Here is a 16,438-nt window from a genome sequence, read left to right on the forward strand (position 1 = left end):
GCAGCGCACTCGCGCCTTCGTCTACAAAGCCCGGTCAAAGGCTAAGCATTACTAGAGGTTACCTGTGCATTCGCTTTAACCACGAACCCAGGCCGGGGAATGTAGCTGGAACTGGATCCCAGCCGCCCGGATGCCAGGGTGCGCAACGGAAGATACGCAGGAGAGTCAGCCACAGGCCACGAATAGCTCCGAAGCGGCGCACGGCCTCAAGACCATATGCGGAGCACGTCGGTTCAAAACGACATGTGCTCGTTGGCTTCAGATTAGAGATACGGCGGCGGTAGAAGAGAATCGCCCTCTCAGCCACACGTGCACCGGGGGCCTGGGCGAGGGGGCCGTCGTCAAGCGAATTAGCGCCGACGTTCGTATGTAGCGAGTGCCGATTGCACATCGTGGGACAGCTCCTGGCTGGTGGCTGTGGCAGAAGCGGGCAGCGCGCGAACGACAATGTCCATAGTGGACGGGAGATCCTGCGCGGCCGCAGCCATAACATGGCGGAGCTTGCGGGATACAGCGTGACGAGTCACGGCGTTGCCCACAGCTTTAGATACGACAAGACCGACACGTGGACCACCAAACCTGGCAATCTGCGTATCGGTCTTATCTTCACCGCCAGAAGCGGCGGTGTCACGAATATGCAAGACCAACGTCTTGCGTCCGATTCGGCGTCCACGTCGTACGGTGACCGTGAAGTCACGCGAAGAACGCAGCTTATTGCTCTGAGGGAGCACCGAAATCGGTGTCCTCTTACTTAAGCGGACAGGCGGGCACGGCCCTTGCTGCGGCGTGCTGCCACAACGGCGCGACCGGAACGGGTACGCATACGGGTACGGAAGCCGTGCACGCGTGCACGACGGCGGTTATTCGGCTGGAACGTCCGCTTCGACACGGTTGACACTCCTTGAAACTCAAACGACCACGAGTCCACGCTGAACACACCGCAGTAAACTCCTCGCTTCGAGTGCGAGGCAGCGATGCGTCTGACGCATTCCCGTGATGCACGGAAAAATTACTTACCGACAGATTGAAAGCTACATGCGTTCTGTCGGGTCCAAGCACAAGCTCGGACTCATATCTCAATGGATATGAAACACCCAGATAGGTTACGTCGAATCGAGCGAGAAATTCAAATCAACACGCCGGATTTACCTGGAGAATCATTTTCCAAGTTTTCCGACGGTACCGATGTTGACCTGTGGAAATACTGACCTATGCACTGCAATCCACAGGGTGTTTATCCCATTAGCTGTGGATAACTTCCACACCATGAATCACAGCGAGCAGGGGAAATAACGTGTTTACCTAGGTAAACGCAGACTAGGGGGCTATTTTTCATTGTGGGCAAACTGTGGATAAACTGTTAGTCAATTAGCGACAAGGTTTATCCACAGGTGTGGACAAACATGTGGAAGTCCTGCTCGGGGCGTATAGCACCTTGTGTAGAAACACCCCACAGGGCGAATTACAATAAATAGCCCCCAAATGGGCAGATATGGCGCTCTCGCCATGCCAAAAACACTCCACAAAAACAGGTCGCCTCGATAAATTTGATGAACGTAAACATGTAAAAGGACATTCACACAGTGAGCGAACAACCAGAATTGCCAGGTGGACTCTGGGAGCAGGTCGTTTCTATCCTGACTTCACCAGAAGGTGCGCCGGAGTTGGGCATTGCACCACTACGCCCGCCACACAAGGCACTGCTGCGGTCAGTGACGCACACTGGTGACTTTCCAGGTTTTTTCCTGCTCAGCACTCAATCGCCAGTGGTGCAGGCACTGGTAAAAGAAGAGCTCAAGGGCATTATCGAGGCCGTCTTAGCCTCGCTGACCGGCGAGGAGTTGGAAACGGTCATCACCGTTGCCGATCCTGCTGACGACGCTGAAGATAGCCAGGCAGCAGAGACCACTCAACCATCTGCACAGCACTCGGGGCAGATGCCATCTGCAGCTTCGCGTCCGCAGCAGGCTCAGCGTCAACAGCCAAACCAGCAGCACCAGCAGCAATCTGGCCGCAACTACCCGTTCCCCAGTGCAGATACGAACGACTTCAATCTCCACGAGCAGCACCAGGGATCGACGCAGACGCCACAGGTGTCGCAGACGCACCAGCCGAATGTCCATAATCAGCAGAGTGCCCAGTCACAACGCCGATCGATGGACGCCGTAGATTCGATGGCCCAGGGGCTTTCGCACTCATCTGCCGAGAATCCGATGACTATTGCTGATCAGCGCCAGGTCACAAGTCCTTTCCGTTCCGAGAGCCACGGCACTCCAACCGAGATGAGCATGCCTTTCGAGGAGCCCACCCTCAACCCGAACTACACCTTCGAGACCTTCGTTATTGGTCCGCAGAACAAATTCGCCGCCGCAGCCGCCGTCGCTGTTGCAGAGTCTCCGGGGCGCACCTACAACCCGCTGTTTATCTCCGGCGGTTCGGGTCTTGGCAAGACGCACCTGCTCCACGGCATTGGTCACTACGCCAAGCATTTGTACCCTAACCTGCGGGTTCGTTACGTTTCCTCGGAAGAGTTCACCAACGACTTCATTAATTCCGTGCGTGACGACGCCCAGGAATCCTTCAAGCGTCGCTACCGCGATTTGGACATGCTCATCATCGATGACATCCAGTTCTTGGAGGGCAAGGAAGGTACACAGGAAGAGTTCTTCCATACGTTCAATGCCCTGCACCAGTCCAATCACCAAATTGTGCTGTCGTCGGACCGCCCACCACGCGAGCTTAAGACCCTGGAGGATCGCCTTCGTACCCGCTTCCAGTGGGGGCTCAATCCGGATCTGCAATACCCGGACTTGGAGACGCGAATCGCAATTCTGTCGAAGAAGGCACAGCTGTCTGATTTGGTCGTTCCGCATGATGTACTCCAGTACATCGCGGAGAACACCTCGTCTTCTATTCGTGAGCTCGAGGGGCGTCTCCTGCAGATTAGTGCTCACGCATCCATGATTCATGAGCCTGTGACCTTGAAGTTTGCGCAGGAGATCCTCGGTGCCGACGAAATCGAGGTGCAGATTACCCCGGAGATCATCATCTCCACCACGGCTGAGTACTTCGACTTAACGGTTGCGGATTTGGTGGGCCCGGGTAAGACTCGCCCGGTCGCTCATGCACGCCAGATTGCTATGTACCTGACGAGGTCCTTCACTGAGCTTTCGTTGCCGTCGATTGGCCGGGAGTTCGGAAATCGTGACCATTCGACGGTTTTGCACGCTGAACGCAAGATTGTTAAGGAAATTCAGGAGAAGAAGCCCTCAAAGGACCAGGTCAACGACCTGACTACACGCATTCGAGACCGAGCTCGCGGCACGGCTTAAAAACCTTGGGCTCGGCGTGCGGAATTCTTGTTATTAACTGCGGTTTTTCCGTGCACAGAGCTGTGGACAACTCGTAAATTTTGTGGATGAAAGATGAAGCCCGAACACTATCCACAGACACCCCAAGTTATCCACAGTTAGACGCACTGGTTATCCACAGTGCGAAATCAGTGAAGACCAGCGGGAATCATGTAATTTCACAATGTGCACACCCCCTATTACTACTCCCGACTTTACAAATCTCTAGAAACTTCTAGATAAAAGGGGGCCTGCGCACAACCTCTGGCAAGCAACCTCTCGCGCACAACTTCATAAATGCCAAGAACGAGCAAGAACTAGGATTAAGCACTAGACGGACTACAAGAATCCCAGTGAGGTCTTTGGCAGTCTGCAGTAGAGTTGTACGATGGAATCTTTGTAACTCCAGTCATGTGCGCTGACATAGCGTGCTGACAACACAAAAGACGGCTAATAACAGACATCCAATACCGGTGGAGGAACGATGGAGCAGACCGAAGTCCGTATTCGCGCGGCTAAGGACGATCTCGCGGGTGCGGTGAGCTGGGTTGCTCGTAACCTGCCTGCACGCCCGACTCAGCCGATTCTGCGTGGCATGATTTTTCTCGCGGATGACAATGGTCTGCAGCTCGCTGGCTATGACTACGAGGTCTCCACTCAGATTCGTATTAGCGCAGAGGTCGATGAGCCCGGTCGCTTCGCCGTCAATGGCAAGTTGGTTTCTGACATTGTCTCTAAGCTGCCGAATAAGCAGGTAGAGATGCACTTTGATGGCACGAAGGTCATCGTTCGCTGTGGTTCTTCCCGCTTCGAGCTGCCAAGTCTGACCTTGGAGGATTACCCGCAGCTACCAGAAGCTCCGGCTGCTACCGGCACTGTCGATGCCGCTCTGTTGGCTGAGGCTATTGGTCAGGTCGCTATCGCTGCCGGCAAGGATGAGTCGCTGCCGATGCTGACCGGCATCCGGATGGAAACCGAAGGTAACGAGGTCACTCTCGCTGCCACCGACCGTTTCCGCCTGGCGGTTCGCAGTTTCGAGTGGGAGCAGATCCCGGAGGGGGAGACCAAGCTGCTCATCCCGGCAAAGACATTCGCGGAGACTGCCCGCACTCTCGATACCACTTCCAGCGAGCCAGTGACCTTGGCATTCGGCGACGGATCCGATGATCGTGAGGTCGGCTCCGAAGGTCTGCTGGCTATCCTCGCCGATCCTCGTCGCACTACCACGCGATTGCTGGACGCCGAGTTCCCGAAATTCCGTCCGCTGTTGCCGAAGCAGCATTCCTCCATGGCTGTTGCTCGTGTTGACCAGCTGCAGGATGCCATCCGTCGTGTGTCCCTGATGGCGGATCACGGTGCGCAGATTCGCATGGACTTCTCCGATGGCCAGGTTGTCCTTTCCGCTCATGGCGACGAGGTCGGTCACGCAGAAGAGACTGTGGCCTGCAACTTCTATGGGGAACCACTTCTGATCGCCTTCAACCCGCAGTACCTGCTCGAGGGGCTCAGCGCTGTTCGCTCCCACCGCGTTCTGCTGGGCTTTACGCAGCCGTCGCGTCCCGCGATTCTCATTCCAGAGCCGGAAGCTATCCCGGAGCTCGGTGAGGACGGCTTCTACCCAACGCCGGAGACCGACTTCACTTACCTGCTGATGCCTGTGCGCCTGCCGGGCTAGTTTGCGGCTATGCACATTCGGTATTTGTCCTTGCGGGACTTCCGCTCCTGGCCGGAGTTGGAAGTCGAGTTCACGCCTGGAATTACCGTATTTACCGGGCAAAATGGCTACGGCAAGACCAATATTGTCGAGGCCGTTGGATATCTCTCCACGCTCGGCTCGCATCGAGTGTCTACGGATGCTCCGCTGGTTCGTTCGGGGACCCCGTCGGCACGCATTTCGGCGACGGCGGTCAATGATGGCCGCGAGCTGACGGCGCATCTGCTCATCAATCCGCATCGCGCGAATCAAGCGCAGATTAATCGCACGCGGCTGAAGTCTCCGCGGGAGCTGCTGGGAATCGTTAAGTCGGTCTTTTTCTCGCCCGAGGATCTCACGCTGGTCAAGGGCGAGCCCGCTTCCCGTCGCCGATACATCGATGACTTGCTCGCTTTACGACGGCCACTGTCCGCCGGTATCCGCATTCAATATGACAAGATTTTGCGTCAGAAGAATGCGCTGCTGAAGTCGGCGGGCTCGACGCTGCGCCGTGGCTATTCTTCCTCGGAGGGGCAGGCCGCACTGAGCACGCTGGATACCTGGGATGCGCAATTGGCGCAGGTGGGAGCGGCGTTAATGGCTGCGCGCATGGATTTGATCGCCGAGCTTTCCGAGCATGTCAGCGAGGCCTATGCCACGCTTGCCCCGCACTCGCGCCCAGCCACGATTGCCTATGCGCCGAAGGTCGACAGTCTGGATGGCGGGCCATTGCCCAGCGAACCGGAGCTGCTCGAGGCACTGCTGCTGACGAAGATGGCGGAGCGCCGCACCGCGGAGATTGAGCGCGGTTCCTGTCTCGTTGGTCCGCATCGCGATGATCTCAACCTCATTCTCGGCAATGACCCCGCCAAGGGCTTCGCTAGCCACGGCGAGACCTGGTCTTTTGCACTCGCGCTGCGTCTCGGCGCGTACTTTTTGCTCCGTGCCGATGGGCCCGACCCGATCTTGGTGCTTGACGACGTGTTTGCGGAGCTCGACCGGCATCGTCGGGAAGCTCTCATGGAGATCGCGCAGCAGGCTGAGCAGGTGTTGATCACCTCGGCGGTGGGGGAGGAGTTGCCTCAGGCACTGGTCGAGGATTCTTCTGTCACTCATCACACGGTGACGGTGGCGCAGACTGAGCAGGGGCGAATCTCACTGCTGGATGAAAACCCAGTCGCGGAAGAGTGACGGGTATGGTCGAGAACATGGAGCCGGATAACTCACCGGAAGAAGAAAAGGACCTGATCAGCGACGCTTTCTTCCGCATGCGCGATGCCGCTAAGGAGGGCGGTCACAAGTTACCGAATCTCCAGCGGCCACCGAAGAAGAAGGGCTCGTGGTCTGGCCTCGATAGCCGTGTGCCTGTGAAGGCCGCGGAGGGGATTGTTGCGGACGTCGATAAGCAGCGGGCAGCGCAAGCAGTGGTGCGAGATCGTGCCGGTACGGTGATTTCACCGAGCCTATTGAAGGAGGCGGGGATTCGGCTGTACCGGAAATATGACCGTCGACCTGCGCCGATTGGTGCGGTGCTGAATAAGGCAGTAGTCGATCGCGGCTGGCAGATCCACATTGCCCACGGTGTGATCATGACGGAGTGGGATTCGATGGTCGGCAAGGTTGTCGCGGAACACTCCCAGGTCAAGGAGTTCAAGGACGGCACTTTGGTGGTCGAGTGCCAATCGACAGCATGGGCAACACAGCTGCGGCTAGCACAGAGACAGGTTTTGAAGTCGATTGCGGAACGCGTCGGGGATGGAGTGGTTGAGGAAATTAAGGTGCTTGGGCCAAAAGCGCCGAATTGGCGCAAGGGCAAATTGCACATCGAGGGCCGAGGACCGCGTGATACTTATGGGTAAAGGTCGGTAAACGGTCTACGAATAGCCGTCGGTATGCGTAAAACTGCGAAATTTGGTCCTTTGAGCGCATCGGCTATATCCACAGTAGGGGACTACGTTGGGGTAAGATGGGCAGGAGAAAACCGGCAGGCGGTTCTTGAGACGTTATCGACTTCCAAACTAGCCAGACCTATCTAGTAGTCCTATGTAGTTCTGGCTGGCGCTGATAGCGCTTGACCGCCGGCCTATTTTTCGCGCGCTGACGAATGTTGTGCGGGGAGAGAACCAAGAATAGGAGACGCGCCGAACCGTGGCTGCTACCGAACATCAATATGACGCCTCATCGATTACCATCCTCGAGGGCCTCGAGGCCGTGCGTAAGCGGCCGGGTATGTACATTGGCTCAACTGGTGAGCGTGGCTTGCACCACCTGGTGTGGGAGGTTGTAGACAACTCCGTCGACGAGGCGATGGCGGGTTACGCCACCGATGTTGAGGTCACTCTGCTGGAAGACGGCGGCGTTCAGGTCCGCGATAACGGCCGTGGTATTCCTGTCGAAATGCACCCGTCGGGTATGCCGACGGTGCAGGTGGTTATGACTCAGCTGCACGCCGGCGGCAAGTTTGACTCCGAGTCCTACGCTGTTTCCGGTGGTCTGCACGGTGTGGGTATTTCGGTGGTTAACGCGCTGTCGACGCGTATGGAAACCGAGGTCATCCGCGATGGCTACACCTGGTACCAGAACTTCGACCAGGCCGTTCCGGAAGAAATTATCCGAGGTAAGAAGACTCGCGGCTCGGGTACCACGCAGCGTTTCTGGCCGGACCCGGAGATTTTTGAGACCACCGATTTCAAGTTCGACACCATCTCTCGCCGCTTGCGCGAGATGGCGTTTTTGAACAAGGGCCTGACCATCACGTTGGTGGACAAGCGTGTCTCCGAGGAGGAGCTCGAGGCTGAGGCTCTGGCGGAGCAGGCGGAGACCGAATCCGCTGAAATCGCCAAGGATGCGGTTGAGGAGCAGAAGGAGAAGGCAGAGAAGACCACCAAGCCGAAGGAGCGCCGCAAGGTCTTCCACTACCCGAATGGTCTGCGGGACTATGTCGAGACTCTGAACAAGTCGAAGAACATCATCCACCCGACCATCATTTCCTTCGATGCTGCAGGTGACGGCCACGAGGTCGAGATTGCAATGCAGTGGAACTCGGGTTACTCCGAGTCGGTGCACACCTTCGCCAACACCATTAACACCATTGAGGGTGGCACGCACGAAGAGGGCTTCCGTTCTGCGTTGACATCGCTGATGAACCGCTATGCGCGTGAGCACCGCCTGTTGAAGGAGAAGGAAAACAACCTCTCCGGCGAGGACTGCCGTGAAGGTCTTGCTGCCGTGATTTCGGTGAAGGTCGCCGATCCGCAGTTCGAGGGCCAGACGAAGACGAAGCTGGGTAACACCGAGGTGCGTTCCTTCGTCCAGCGCATGACTAATGAGCACATCGGTCACTGGTTGGAGGCCAATCCGGCTGAGGCCAAGGCCATTGTTAACAAGGCCATTGCTTCGGCACATGCCCGTCAGGCGGCTCGTAAGGCCCGTGACCTGGTACGTCGTAAGTCCGCGACCGATCTTGGCGGTCTTCCGGGTAAGTTGGCGGACTGCCGCTCGAAGGACCCGAAGCAGTCCGAGCTGTTCATCGTGGAGGGTGACTCCGCAGGTGGTTCTGCAAAGGCAGGCCGAAACTCGCTGTTCCAGGCCATTTTGCCGCTGCGCGGTAAGATCTTGAACGTCGAGAAGGCGCGCCTGGATAAGACGCTGAAGAATAACGAGGTCCAGGCCATTATTACGGCGCTGGGCACCGGTATTCACGACGAGTTCGACATCGAGAAGCTGCGCTACCACAAGATCGTGCTGATGGCCGACGCCGATGTCGATGGTCAGCACATTGCCACGCTGCTACTGACGCTGCTGTTCCGCCTGATGCGTCCGCTGATTGATGAAGGGCACGTCTACCTCGCCCAGCCACCGCTGTACAAGCTCAAGTGGGCCAAGGGTGAGCCGGGCTACGCCTACTCCGATGCTGAGCGCGACCAGCTGCTGGAAGAGGGGCTGGCTGCCAACCGCAAGATCAACAAGGACGATGGTGTTCAGCGTTACAAGGGTCTCGGTGAGATGAACGCCGCTGAGCTGTGGGATACCACCATGGATCCGGATCACCGCGTGCTGCGTAAGGTCGCCCTCGAGGACGCGCAGAAGGCGGACGAACTGTTCACCATTCTGATGGGCGATGACGTCGCTTCACGACGTTCGTTCATTACCCGTAATGCGAAGGACGTTCGCTTCCTCGACGTCTAAGCCGGTACCTGGTTTTAGTTTTCGCCTTGTCGGTTCCCCTGACAAAACCTCAGTTCAGCCATTAATGTTTATGAAATGGAAGATACTCGGGGAAGCATGGTCAACGGGGAACCGCCAGTCGAGCCACGTATTGTGCAGGAGACATTGCCAGATGGCTCCGTGACCCCGATGGCGCTTCGGTTTCCCGAAGGTTCGCCTCGGGGCATTGTCGTTATTTGGCCGGGCTTTGGCATGGGTGCTCGCTACTACCGGCCGATTGCCCAAGAGTTACAGCGTCGAGGTTTTTGCGTCCTGACCTCGGAGTTGCGCGGCCAGGGTAACCAGACTGCGGTGGCCACCCGCCGTCACAATTGGGGCTACCAGGATCTCGCATCGGTGGATTACCCGCTGGCCGTGGCGCGTGCCCGCAAGGAGTTTGACCACCTCGCGGCAGGGGAGAAGCTACCCGTCTACTTGCTGTGTCATTCCATGGGCGGCCAGATTGCTTCTCTGTATTTGGCCCGACCGGAAGCGGATGTGGCCGGCGTGGTGATGGTCGGATCCGGCACCCCGCACTATAGGTGTTTTACTGGCAAGGAGTACAAGCGGCTTCGCTACGGCGCACCGTTTATGCAGGTGATGTCCCAGATCCTGGGCTATTGGCCAGCGGGCAGGCTTGATTTGGCCGGCTATGGCCGCCAGGCTCGTAACCATGTGGTGGAGTGGGCGCGGTTCTCGCGCACGGGCTTTCTGCGACCGCGCGGTGCGGATATCGACTATGCCGCTGAGTTGCCTAAGGTGACCACCCCGGCGCTGCTGCTGAACTGTGGTGGTGACCGTGACTGCCCGGAGGCCTCCGCACAGGCGCTGGCACGGATGCTGCCGAATTCGGCAAAGTACGAGTTCATTGAGCAGCGGCTGGGCCACAATCGCTGGGCGCGTGAGCCGCAGGCTGTGGTTGACCGTTTCGAGCGATTTATCGAGGAGAATTAAGCGGCAGTTCGCCGGCTGGTAATCTGCGCTTCTTAACGTAGATGCCTATGGCAACTTCACCTAAAAATATATCTGAATTTTCCCGTCGGCACTTCCTGCAGACCGCCGCAGGAGTCGGTGCTGTCACCGCTGCGAGCACGCTGCTGCCGCCATCATTGCGCCATGCACTCGCGCAGCCCCGACCGGCTGGCTCCCTCGACCAGGTTGAGCACGTTGTCGTGTTGATGCAGGAAAACCGCTCTTTTGATCACTACTTCGGCACTCTCCGAGGTGTGCGGGGGTACAACGACAATTCCGCTTTGCCGGGCGTTTTCAACCAGAGTGGGGTCAGTCCATACCTGATTCGCAACGCCGCTAATCGCGGTGATCTCTCGGTGGAGTACATTGCAAGTTTGCCGCACGGTTGGGAAGACGGGCAGGTTGCACTAAACGGCGGCCGCTGTAACGGCTGGATCGAGGCCAAGGGCAAGGGCACGATGGCCTGTTATGACCGCCAGGACATCGCGTTCCAATTCGCTCTCGCAGAGACGTTCACTATCTGCGATGGTTACTTTTCCTCGATGCCTACGTCGACAAGCCCGAACCGCAACTACCTGTTTTCGGGTGATACCCGAAAGGAACCGTGGGGGACTGGAGCGGTTGGCAATGCGGCGTACGAGCCGACGCACCCGGGGTACAGGTGGCGCACCTACGCTGAGGAGCTCACGGAGGCTGGAATTTCGTGGCGCGTCTACCAGGAGTGGGATAACTATACGGATAACAATCTGGATTTCTTTGCCTCGTTTAGGGATATTGGCCGCAAGGTCATCCGCGAGGCCGGACTGCCAGGGCTCGATCTGACTGGCTTTTATGAGTTGCTTGGGGCGATGGGTGATGGCACGCCGCCGACAGCTGAGCAGCAGGACATGATTGATCGACTGAATGCGGCCGTGGATAAGCTGCCGAACACAGAGCGGAATCTCTACGATCGTGCGCTTTACCGTCGCCAGCCGGGCACGCTCGCTGATGCTTTCCGACGGGACGTTGAATCCGGACAGCTGCCAAAGGTGTCCTGGATTGTGCCGTCGGCCGCGGAAAGCGAGCACCCGGGAGCGTCCTCGCCGATTCAGTCGGCGAATATCACTTACCGCCTGTTGGATGCGTTGGCCTCCAACCCGGAGGTGTGGGCCAAGACCGTCTTCCTGATTAACTTTGACGAGTTTGATGGTTACTTCGACCATGTGGTGCCGCCGCTGCCGCCGAAGAATGAGCCGGGGGAGTGGTACCTGGGCAAGCCGAAGGGGCTCGGTTTCCGCGTCCCGATGACTGTCATTTCACCGTGGTCGGTGGGTGGTTTGGTGTCCTCAGAGGTCTTCGATCACACTTCGGTGATCCGTTTCCTGGAGCAAGTCACCGGCGTGAGCTGCGGAAATATCACTGATTGGCGTCGTCGGGTATGTGGTGATTTGGTATCCACACTGGACTTCTCGGCGTCTACGGGAATGCAGCTTCCAGAGCAGCCGGGACCAGCGCCGGAGTTTGTGAAGCGCTGGGAGGCGGAGCCGGCCGGTGACTATCCTGTGCAGGAGTCCGAGCAGGCGACCGCGCTGCCGACACCGTACCGGCTGCACGCCTATCTCAAAGGCGGCAATCTTGTGCTGGTCAATGACGGTTCCCGTGAGGCTGTTTTCGCTGTTTACAGTGGCAATAAGGTGGAGCATCACACGGTGCTCGGTACGTTAGAGCTGCGAATTGGACTCCTGGAGCGCGAACTTACCGTGTGCGGCCCGGACCGCTTCCTGCGTGTATTCAGCAAGACGGCGAAAGAGTTGCCGGAGGTCACTTTGGAGCACGCGGCGGGACGTGTTCTAGTTGGCGGGCAGGACCGGACGGCTGATTATGTCCGTGATGGTTGGTACGAGGTTGAGCTGGCTGAAGGTGAGGCCACGGCGTATTACACGGGCCGGCTGGAGTCCGGCAATCGCATTCCGACCAGCCCGTTTACCCGAAAGAGTGACTAGGCCCTGTCCCCGGCTAAGTGCCGCCTTTGACCAGATCCCACGTCTCTGCGAATGACAGCTCTTCGCCGTTGGTGGTGAGGAGTATGTGTGCAAGTAGTGCGCCCAGTGCGGTGTTGCCAAAACTTAGTGGTTTCACGTGAAACGTTGCGTAAGCGACCGCCTGCGCTGCCGCAGAAATCGCGGGAAAGCTACGGTGACCAGCAATGACTCCTGAGCTGGCGGCGACAATAGCGCTGATTGTCCACGGCCTCGCAAGTGTAGCGTCGGCCAATTCCGGCACTGTGGCCACCAGTTCATCGGTAGCCGCCAGGATAGCGGCCTCGCTGAGAGGCTGAATCTGGGGCGCGCTCATTCCTGTGCTCCCCGGGGCCTTGGGGAGCTCAACTTTCGCAGCAGCGCCATGTCGGTATCAATTACGCTTGCCGTAATTTCCCGGGCCTGACCTTGTTGAAGGGCTCTCGTGGCGGCGGATTCGATGGCGCGAATGACGGCCTCGTGTTTAGACACGCCCTCCATGTGCGCCAGCAGAGCCAAGGCGGTGTCCTGTTCTTTCGTGAGCCTCAAGGTCATCGCCATCGCATTTGCTCCCTGCTATCTAACTGCGCTTCTTAACTGCGCTAGTTTGTTTCTCGCTATCAGGCCTAAAACCCCAGATTTGATACCACAATGGTATCGAAAAGTTGCACACGGCGTCGTAAAGCGGGCTCTAAAGCCCTGTAGAATGGATGCGAACCTCTTTTAAGTAAAGGAAGCAGTCATTGAGCGACGATAACAACAACGACGGCTCATCTTTCGGAAGTGGAGTATTGGGCCACCAGGTTCGCCCGATCGACATCAATGAAGAGATGCAGTCGAGCTATATCGACTACGCCATGAGCGTGATTGTTGGCCGTGCGCTGCCGGAGATCCGTGATGGTCTCAAGCCGGTGCACCGCCGCATTCTCTACGCCATGTTCGACAACGGCTACCGCCCGGAGCGCGGCTATGTGAAGTCCGCAAAGCCGGTTTCGGACACGATGGGTAACTACCACCCGCACGGCGACATCCCTATTTACGCCACCATGGTGCGCATGGCGCAGCCGTGGTCCATGCGCTATCCGCTTGTCGACGGTCAGGGTAACTTCGGCTCCCGCGGTGACGACGGCCCCGCAGCTATGCGTTACACCGAGGCCCGTCTGACGCCGTTGGCCATGGAAATGGTGCGCGATATTCGCGAAAACACCGTCGATTTCCAGCCGAACTACGACGGTCGTACGACAGAGCCGGTTATTCTGCCGTCGCGTGTCCCGCAGCTGTTGATGAACGGCTCCGGCGGTATTGCCGTCGGTATGGCCACCAACATCCCACCGCACAACCTCCGTGAGGTCGCGGATGCCATCAACTGGTGCCTGGACAACCCGGAAGCGGATGAAAAGACCACGCTGGATGCGGTCATGGAGCGCATCAAGGGCCCGGATTTCCCAACTGCCGCCCAAATTGTCGGCGATAAGGGCATCAAGGAGGCCTACACCACCGGCCGTGGTTCGATTCGCATGCGCGGTGTGACCTCGATTGAGCAGGAGGGCACCCGTCAGTCGATTGTCATCACTGAGCTGCCGTACCAGGTCAACCCGGACCGCATGATTGCCAACATCGCGGATCAGGTCAAGGACGGGCGTCTGCAGGGCATTGCCTCGATTGATGACGAATCTGACCTGAAGTGGGGCATGCGTATCGTCGTCAAGCTCAAGCGCGACGCCGTACCGCGTGTGGTGCTGAACAACCTGTACAAGCACTCCCAGCTGCAGACCAGCTTCGGTGCGAACATGCTCGCCATCGTCGACGGTGTGCCGCGTACGCTGCGCATTGACCAGATGGTGACGCTGTATGTCGCCCACCAGATTGAGGTCATTGTTCGACGGACCCAGTTCCGCCTGGACGAGAAGGAAAAGCGCGCCCATATCCTGCGCGGCCTGGTCAAGGCTCTGGATATGTTGGACGAGGTCATCGCCCTGATTCGCCGGTCCGCCACGGTTGATACCGCGCGCACGGGCCTGATGGGTCTGCTCGAAATCGACGAGATTCAGGCTGACGCCATTTTGGCGATGCAGCTGCGTCGCCTGGCTGCTCTGGAGCGCCAGAAGATCATTGACGAGTTGGCTGAGATCGAGCTCGAGATCGCCGACCTGAAGGACATCCTGGCCAAGCCGGAGCGTCAGCGCGCCATCGTCAAGGAAGAGCTGGGCGAGGTCGTGGAGAAGTACGGCGATGACCGTCGTACCCAGATTGTGGCCGCTGAGGGCGACGTCACCGAAGAGGACCTCATCGCCCGCGAAAACGTGGTTGTGACCATTACTTCCACGGGCTACGCCAAGCGCACCAAGGTCGATGCCTACAAGGCCCAGCGCCGTGGTGGCAAGGGCGTGCGCGGTGCGGACCTGAAGCAGGACGACATTGTCCGCCACTTCTTCGTCTGCTCCACGCACGACTGGATTTTGTTCTTCACCAACAAGGGTCGCGTCTACCGACTCAAGGCCTACGAACTGCCGGAGGCCACTCGCGCCGCCCGCGGCCAGCATGTCGCCAATCTGCTGGAGTTCCAGCCGGAGGAGCGCATCGCCGAGGTGCTGCAGATTCAGAGCTACCAGGACAGCCCGTACCTGGTGCTGGCCACCAGCGAAGGCAAGGTCAAGAAGTCCCGCCTGGAGGACTGCGAGTCTGCTCGCTCCGCTGGCCTGATTGCCATCAACCTGCGCGAAGGCGACTCCCTCATCGGTGCTCGTCTGTGCTCTGCTGACGATGACCTGCTGCTCGTCTCTGAGCGTGGCCAGGCCATCCGCTTTACGGCTTCCGACGACGCGCTGCGCCCGATGGGCCGCGCCACCGCCGGTGTCCAGGGCATGCGCTTCAAGGGCGACGACAAGCTGCTCAGCATGGTCGTGGTCGAGGAAGAGCACAACCTGCTGGTCGCCACGACCGGCGGCTTCGGCAAGAAGACCAAGCTCAGCGAGTACACCCCGCAGAACCGCGGCGGTATGGGCGTGCTGACGCTCAAGTACGACCCGAAGCGTGGACCGCTGATGGGTGCCCTGGTGGTCGACAACGACGACGAAATCTTCGCTGTCACCTCCGCCGGCGACATCATCCGCACCAACGTCAACGAGATTCGCGCCACCTCGCGTGCCACTAAGGGCGTGCGCCTGGTCAACCTCGCTGACGGCGTGGAACTGCTGGCTATCGACCGCAACGTCGAGGATGAGGGCGAAGAGACCGCTTCTAAGGTCTCTGAGGCCGGAACCTTGGACGTAGTCCCGAAGCGCACCGGCGCGACCAAGAGCACCGGTGCCGCTGAGTCCGGTGACTCGGAGGCGGAGAAGGAGTAAGCGTATGGCCGAAACTAACTTGGTAGTCGACAAGGTGAGCCCCTGGTCCGCCATGCGCATTACGGCGGCCACTGGTTTCATTGGCTTCCTCGTCTGGCTTGCCGCGGTTGGCCTGCTCTACCTCTTGCTCTCCGGGATGGGATTGCTCGCTCCGATTAGTGAAATGGTCGGCGGGGAGGATTCCATCAGCGCGGGTCTCGTCCTTGGCCTGGCGGCCGCTGTAGGAGCGCTGTGGTGGGTGCTGTCGATTGGGCTCATGGCCCTCGGCGCGGTCATCTACAACGCTTGCGGCGGTCTCGTCGGAGGTCTCAAGATTTCGCTTGCCGACGACGACTAGGCTGCCTAGCCTCCCGCTGGCCCCGGTGTCACCCCCGTTCGGTGGCCCCGGGGCCGCGTTGGTTCAGAGGTGTTTTCAGTGATCTGGTTATGGAGTAGCCGTAATGACTACTTAATGACTGCTTTTTAACTCAATATTTAGGCCTCTGACCAGGCGATTTGTGAAGTGTCATGGTTACGGGTTAAGTTATATCTCGTTCCACGGGGCCTATAGCTCAGGCGGTTAGAGCACTTCGCTGATAACGAAGGGGTCGGAGGTTCAAGTCCTCCTAGGCCCACTGCCGAACAAGGTATAATTGCTCGGTGTACGGGGCTTTAGCTCAATTGGTAGAGCACCTGCTTTGCAAGCAGGAGGTCAGGGGTTCGATTCCCCTAAGCTCCACAAGGAACAAAATCCCCCGGTCGTAAGGCCGGGGGATTTTTGCGTTTTGGGGATGTAGAAGGGGAGGGGGCAAGAACGCCGGGTTAAACGACAAAATGTGTGTCTGGCTCGGCGTGTCGCGCGGGGGTTAGATTTGGCCTTTCTGGATGCCGATT

14 protein-coding genes and 2 tRNA genes are annotated in these 16,438 nt (G+C 58.4%); 11 read left to right on the plus strand and 5 right to left on the minus strand.

Going from position 1 to position 16,438, the window contains the following annotated elements; all coding sequences use genetic code 11:
- Positions 1–58: 58 nt before the first annotated feature.
- From yidD to rpmH, 3 genes are read right to left on the minus strand one after another with little or no spacing between them, the layout of a single operon-like run.
- Positions 59–391 carry a membrane protein insertion efficiency factor YidD gene (gene yidD / locus QP978_RS08635; RefSeq protein WP_080972909.1) on the minus strand — a complete coding sequence of 111 codons (333 nt, stop codon included), beginning with the start codon at positions 389–391 and terminating at the stop codon, positions 59–61.
- Entirely contained in the window at positions 351–731 is a 381-nt protein-coding gene (gene rnpA / locus QP978_RS08640) for a ribonuclease P protein component (protein ID WP_005511651.1), read from the minus strand. The genes yidD and rnpA overlap by 41 nt, the downstream gene beginning before the upstream one ends.
- A 20-nt stretch (positions 732–751) precedes the next feature.
- Complete coding sequence (gene rpmH / locus QP978_RS08645; protein ID WP_005511646.1) at positions 752–889, minus strand: 50S ribosomal protein L34; 138 nt, start codon at positions 887–889, stop codon at positions 752–754.
- Positions 890–1,583: 694 nt separating this feature from the next.
- Between rpmH and dnaA the strand changes: the two genes are divergently transcribed.
- The 7 genes from dnaA (at position 1,584) to QP978_RS08680 (ending at position 12,203) form a co-directional block, all read left to right on the plus strand.
- Entirely contained in the window at positions 1,584–3,332 is a 1,749-nt protein-coding gene (gene dnaA, locus QP978_RS08650) for a chromosomal replication initiator protein DnaA (protein ID WP_048731378.1), read from the plus strand.
- Between the two features lie 502 nt (positions 3,333–3,834).
- The gene (gene dnaN, locus QP978_RS08655) at positions 3,835–5,025 is read left to right on the plus strand and encodes a DNA polymerase III subunit beta (protein ID WP_048731377.1); all 1,191 of its coding nucleotides are present in this window, start codon (positions 3,835–3,837) and stop codon (positions 5,023–5,025) included.
- Positions 5,026–5,034: 9 nt separating this feature from the next.
- Entirely contained in the window at positions 5,035–6,234 is a 1,200-nt protein-coding gene (recF, locus tag QP978_RS08660; RefSeq protein WP_048731375.1) for a DNA replication/repair protein RecF, read from the plus strand.
- Positions 6,235–6,239: 5 nt separating this feature from the next.
- Positions 6,240–6,902: a DciA family protein gene (locus tag QP978_RS08665; RefSeq protein ID WP_049170117.1), complete on the plus strand. Its 663-nt coding sequence runs from the start codon at positions 6,240–6,242 to the stop codon at positions 6,900–6,902.
- A gap of 289 nt (positions 6,903–7,191) precedes the next feature.
- Complete coding sequence (gyrB, locus tag QP978_RS08670; RefSeq protein ID WP_016421743.1) at positions 7,192–9,231, plus strand: DNA topoisomerase (ATP-hydrolyzing) subunit B; 2,040 nt, start codon at positions 7,192–7,194, stop codon at positions 9,229–9,231.
- 96 nt (positions 9,232–9,327) lie between these two features.
- A complete protein-coding gene (locus QP978_RS08675; RefSeq protein WP_016421744.1) occupies positions 9,328–10,203 on the plus strand; it encodes an alpha/beta fold hydrolase in 876 nt (291 codons plus the stop codon).
- Positions 10,204–10,250: 47 nt separating this feature from the next.
- Positions 10,251–12,203 carry an alkaline phosphatase family protein gene (locus QP978_RS08680; RefSeq protein ID WP_284857070.1) on the plus strand — a complete coding sequence of 651 codons (1,953 nt, stop codon included), beginning with the start codon at positions 10,251–10,253 and terminating at the stop codon, positions 12,201–12,203.
- Positions 12,204–12,216: 13 nt separating this feature from the next.
- Here the strand turns inward: QP978_RS08680 and QP978_RS08685 are convergent, their stop codons facing one another.
- Positions 12,217–12,555, minus strand: coding sequence for a hypothetical protein (locus tag QP978_RS08685; RefSeq protein ID WP_049170123.1), 339 nt, complete (start codon positions 12,553–12,555; stop codon positions 12,217–12,219).
- Positions 12,552–12,779, minus strand: a complete 228-nt coding sequence (locus tag QP978_RS08690; protein WP_284857071.1) for a CopG family transcriptional regulator — start codon at positions 12,777–12,779, stop codon at positions 12,552–12,554. Before QP978_RS08690 ends, QP978_RS08685 begins: the two co-directional genes overlap by 4 nt.
- A gap of 269 nt (positions 12,780–13,048) precedes the next feature.
- Between QP978_RS08690 and gyrA the strand changes: the two genes are divergently transcribed.
- The 4 genes from gyrA (at position 13,049) to QP978_RS08710 (ending at position 16,283) form a co-directional block, all read left to right on the plus strand.
- A complete protein-coding gene (gyrA, locus tag QP978_RS08695; RefSeq protein ID WP_502870680.1) occupies positions 13,049–15,565 on the plus strand; it encodes a DNA gyrase subunit A in 2,517 nt (838 codons plus the stop codon).
- A gap of 4 nt (positions 15,566–15,569) precedes the next feature.
- Positions 15,570–15,902 (plus strand): DUF3566 domain-containing protein, encoded by a 333-nt coding sequence (locus QP978_RS08700; RefSeq protein ID WP_049189406.1) that lies wholly within the window; start codon positions 15,570–15,572, stop codon positions 15,900–15,902.
- A gap of 203 nt (positions 15,903–16,105) precedes the next feature.
- Positions 16,106–16,179 (plus strand) — tRNA-Ile (locus QP978_RS08705).
- Positions 16,180–16,210: 31 nt separating this feature from the next.
- A tRNA-Ala gene (locus tag QP978_RS08710) sits at positions 16,211–16,283 on the plus strand.
- The last annotated feature ends 155 nt before the right edge of the window (positions 16,284–16,438 follow it).

The sequence above is a fragment of the Corynebacterium sp. MSK035 genome, from assembly GCF_030232615.1.
GTDB classification, from domain to species: Bacteria; Actinomycetota; Actinomycetes; order Mycobacteriales; family Mycobacteriaceae; genus Corynebacterium; species Corynebacterium jeikeium_D.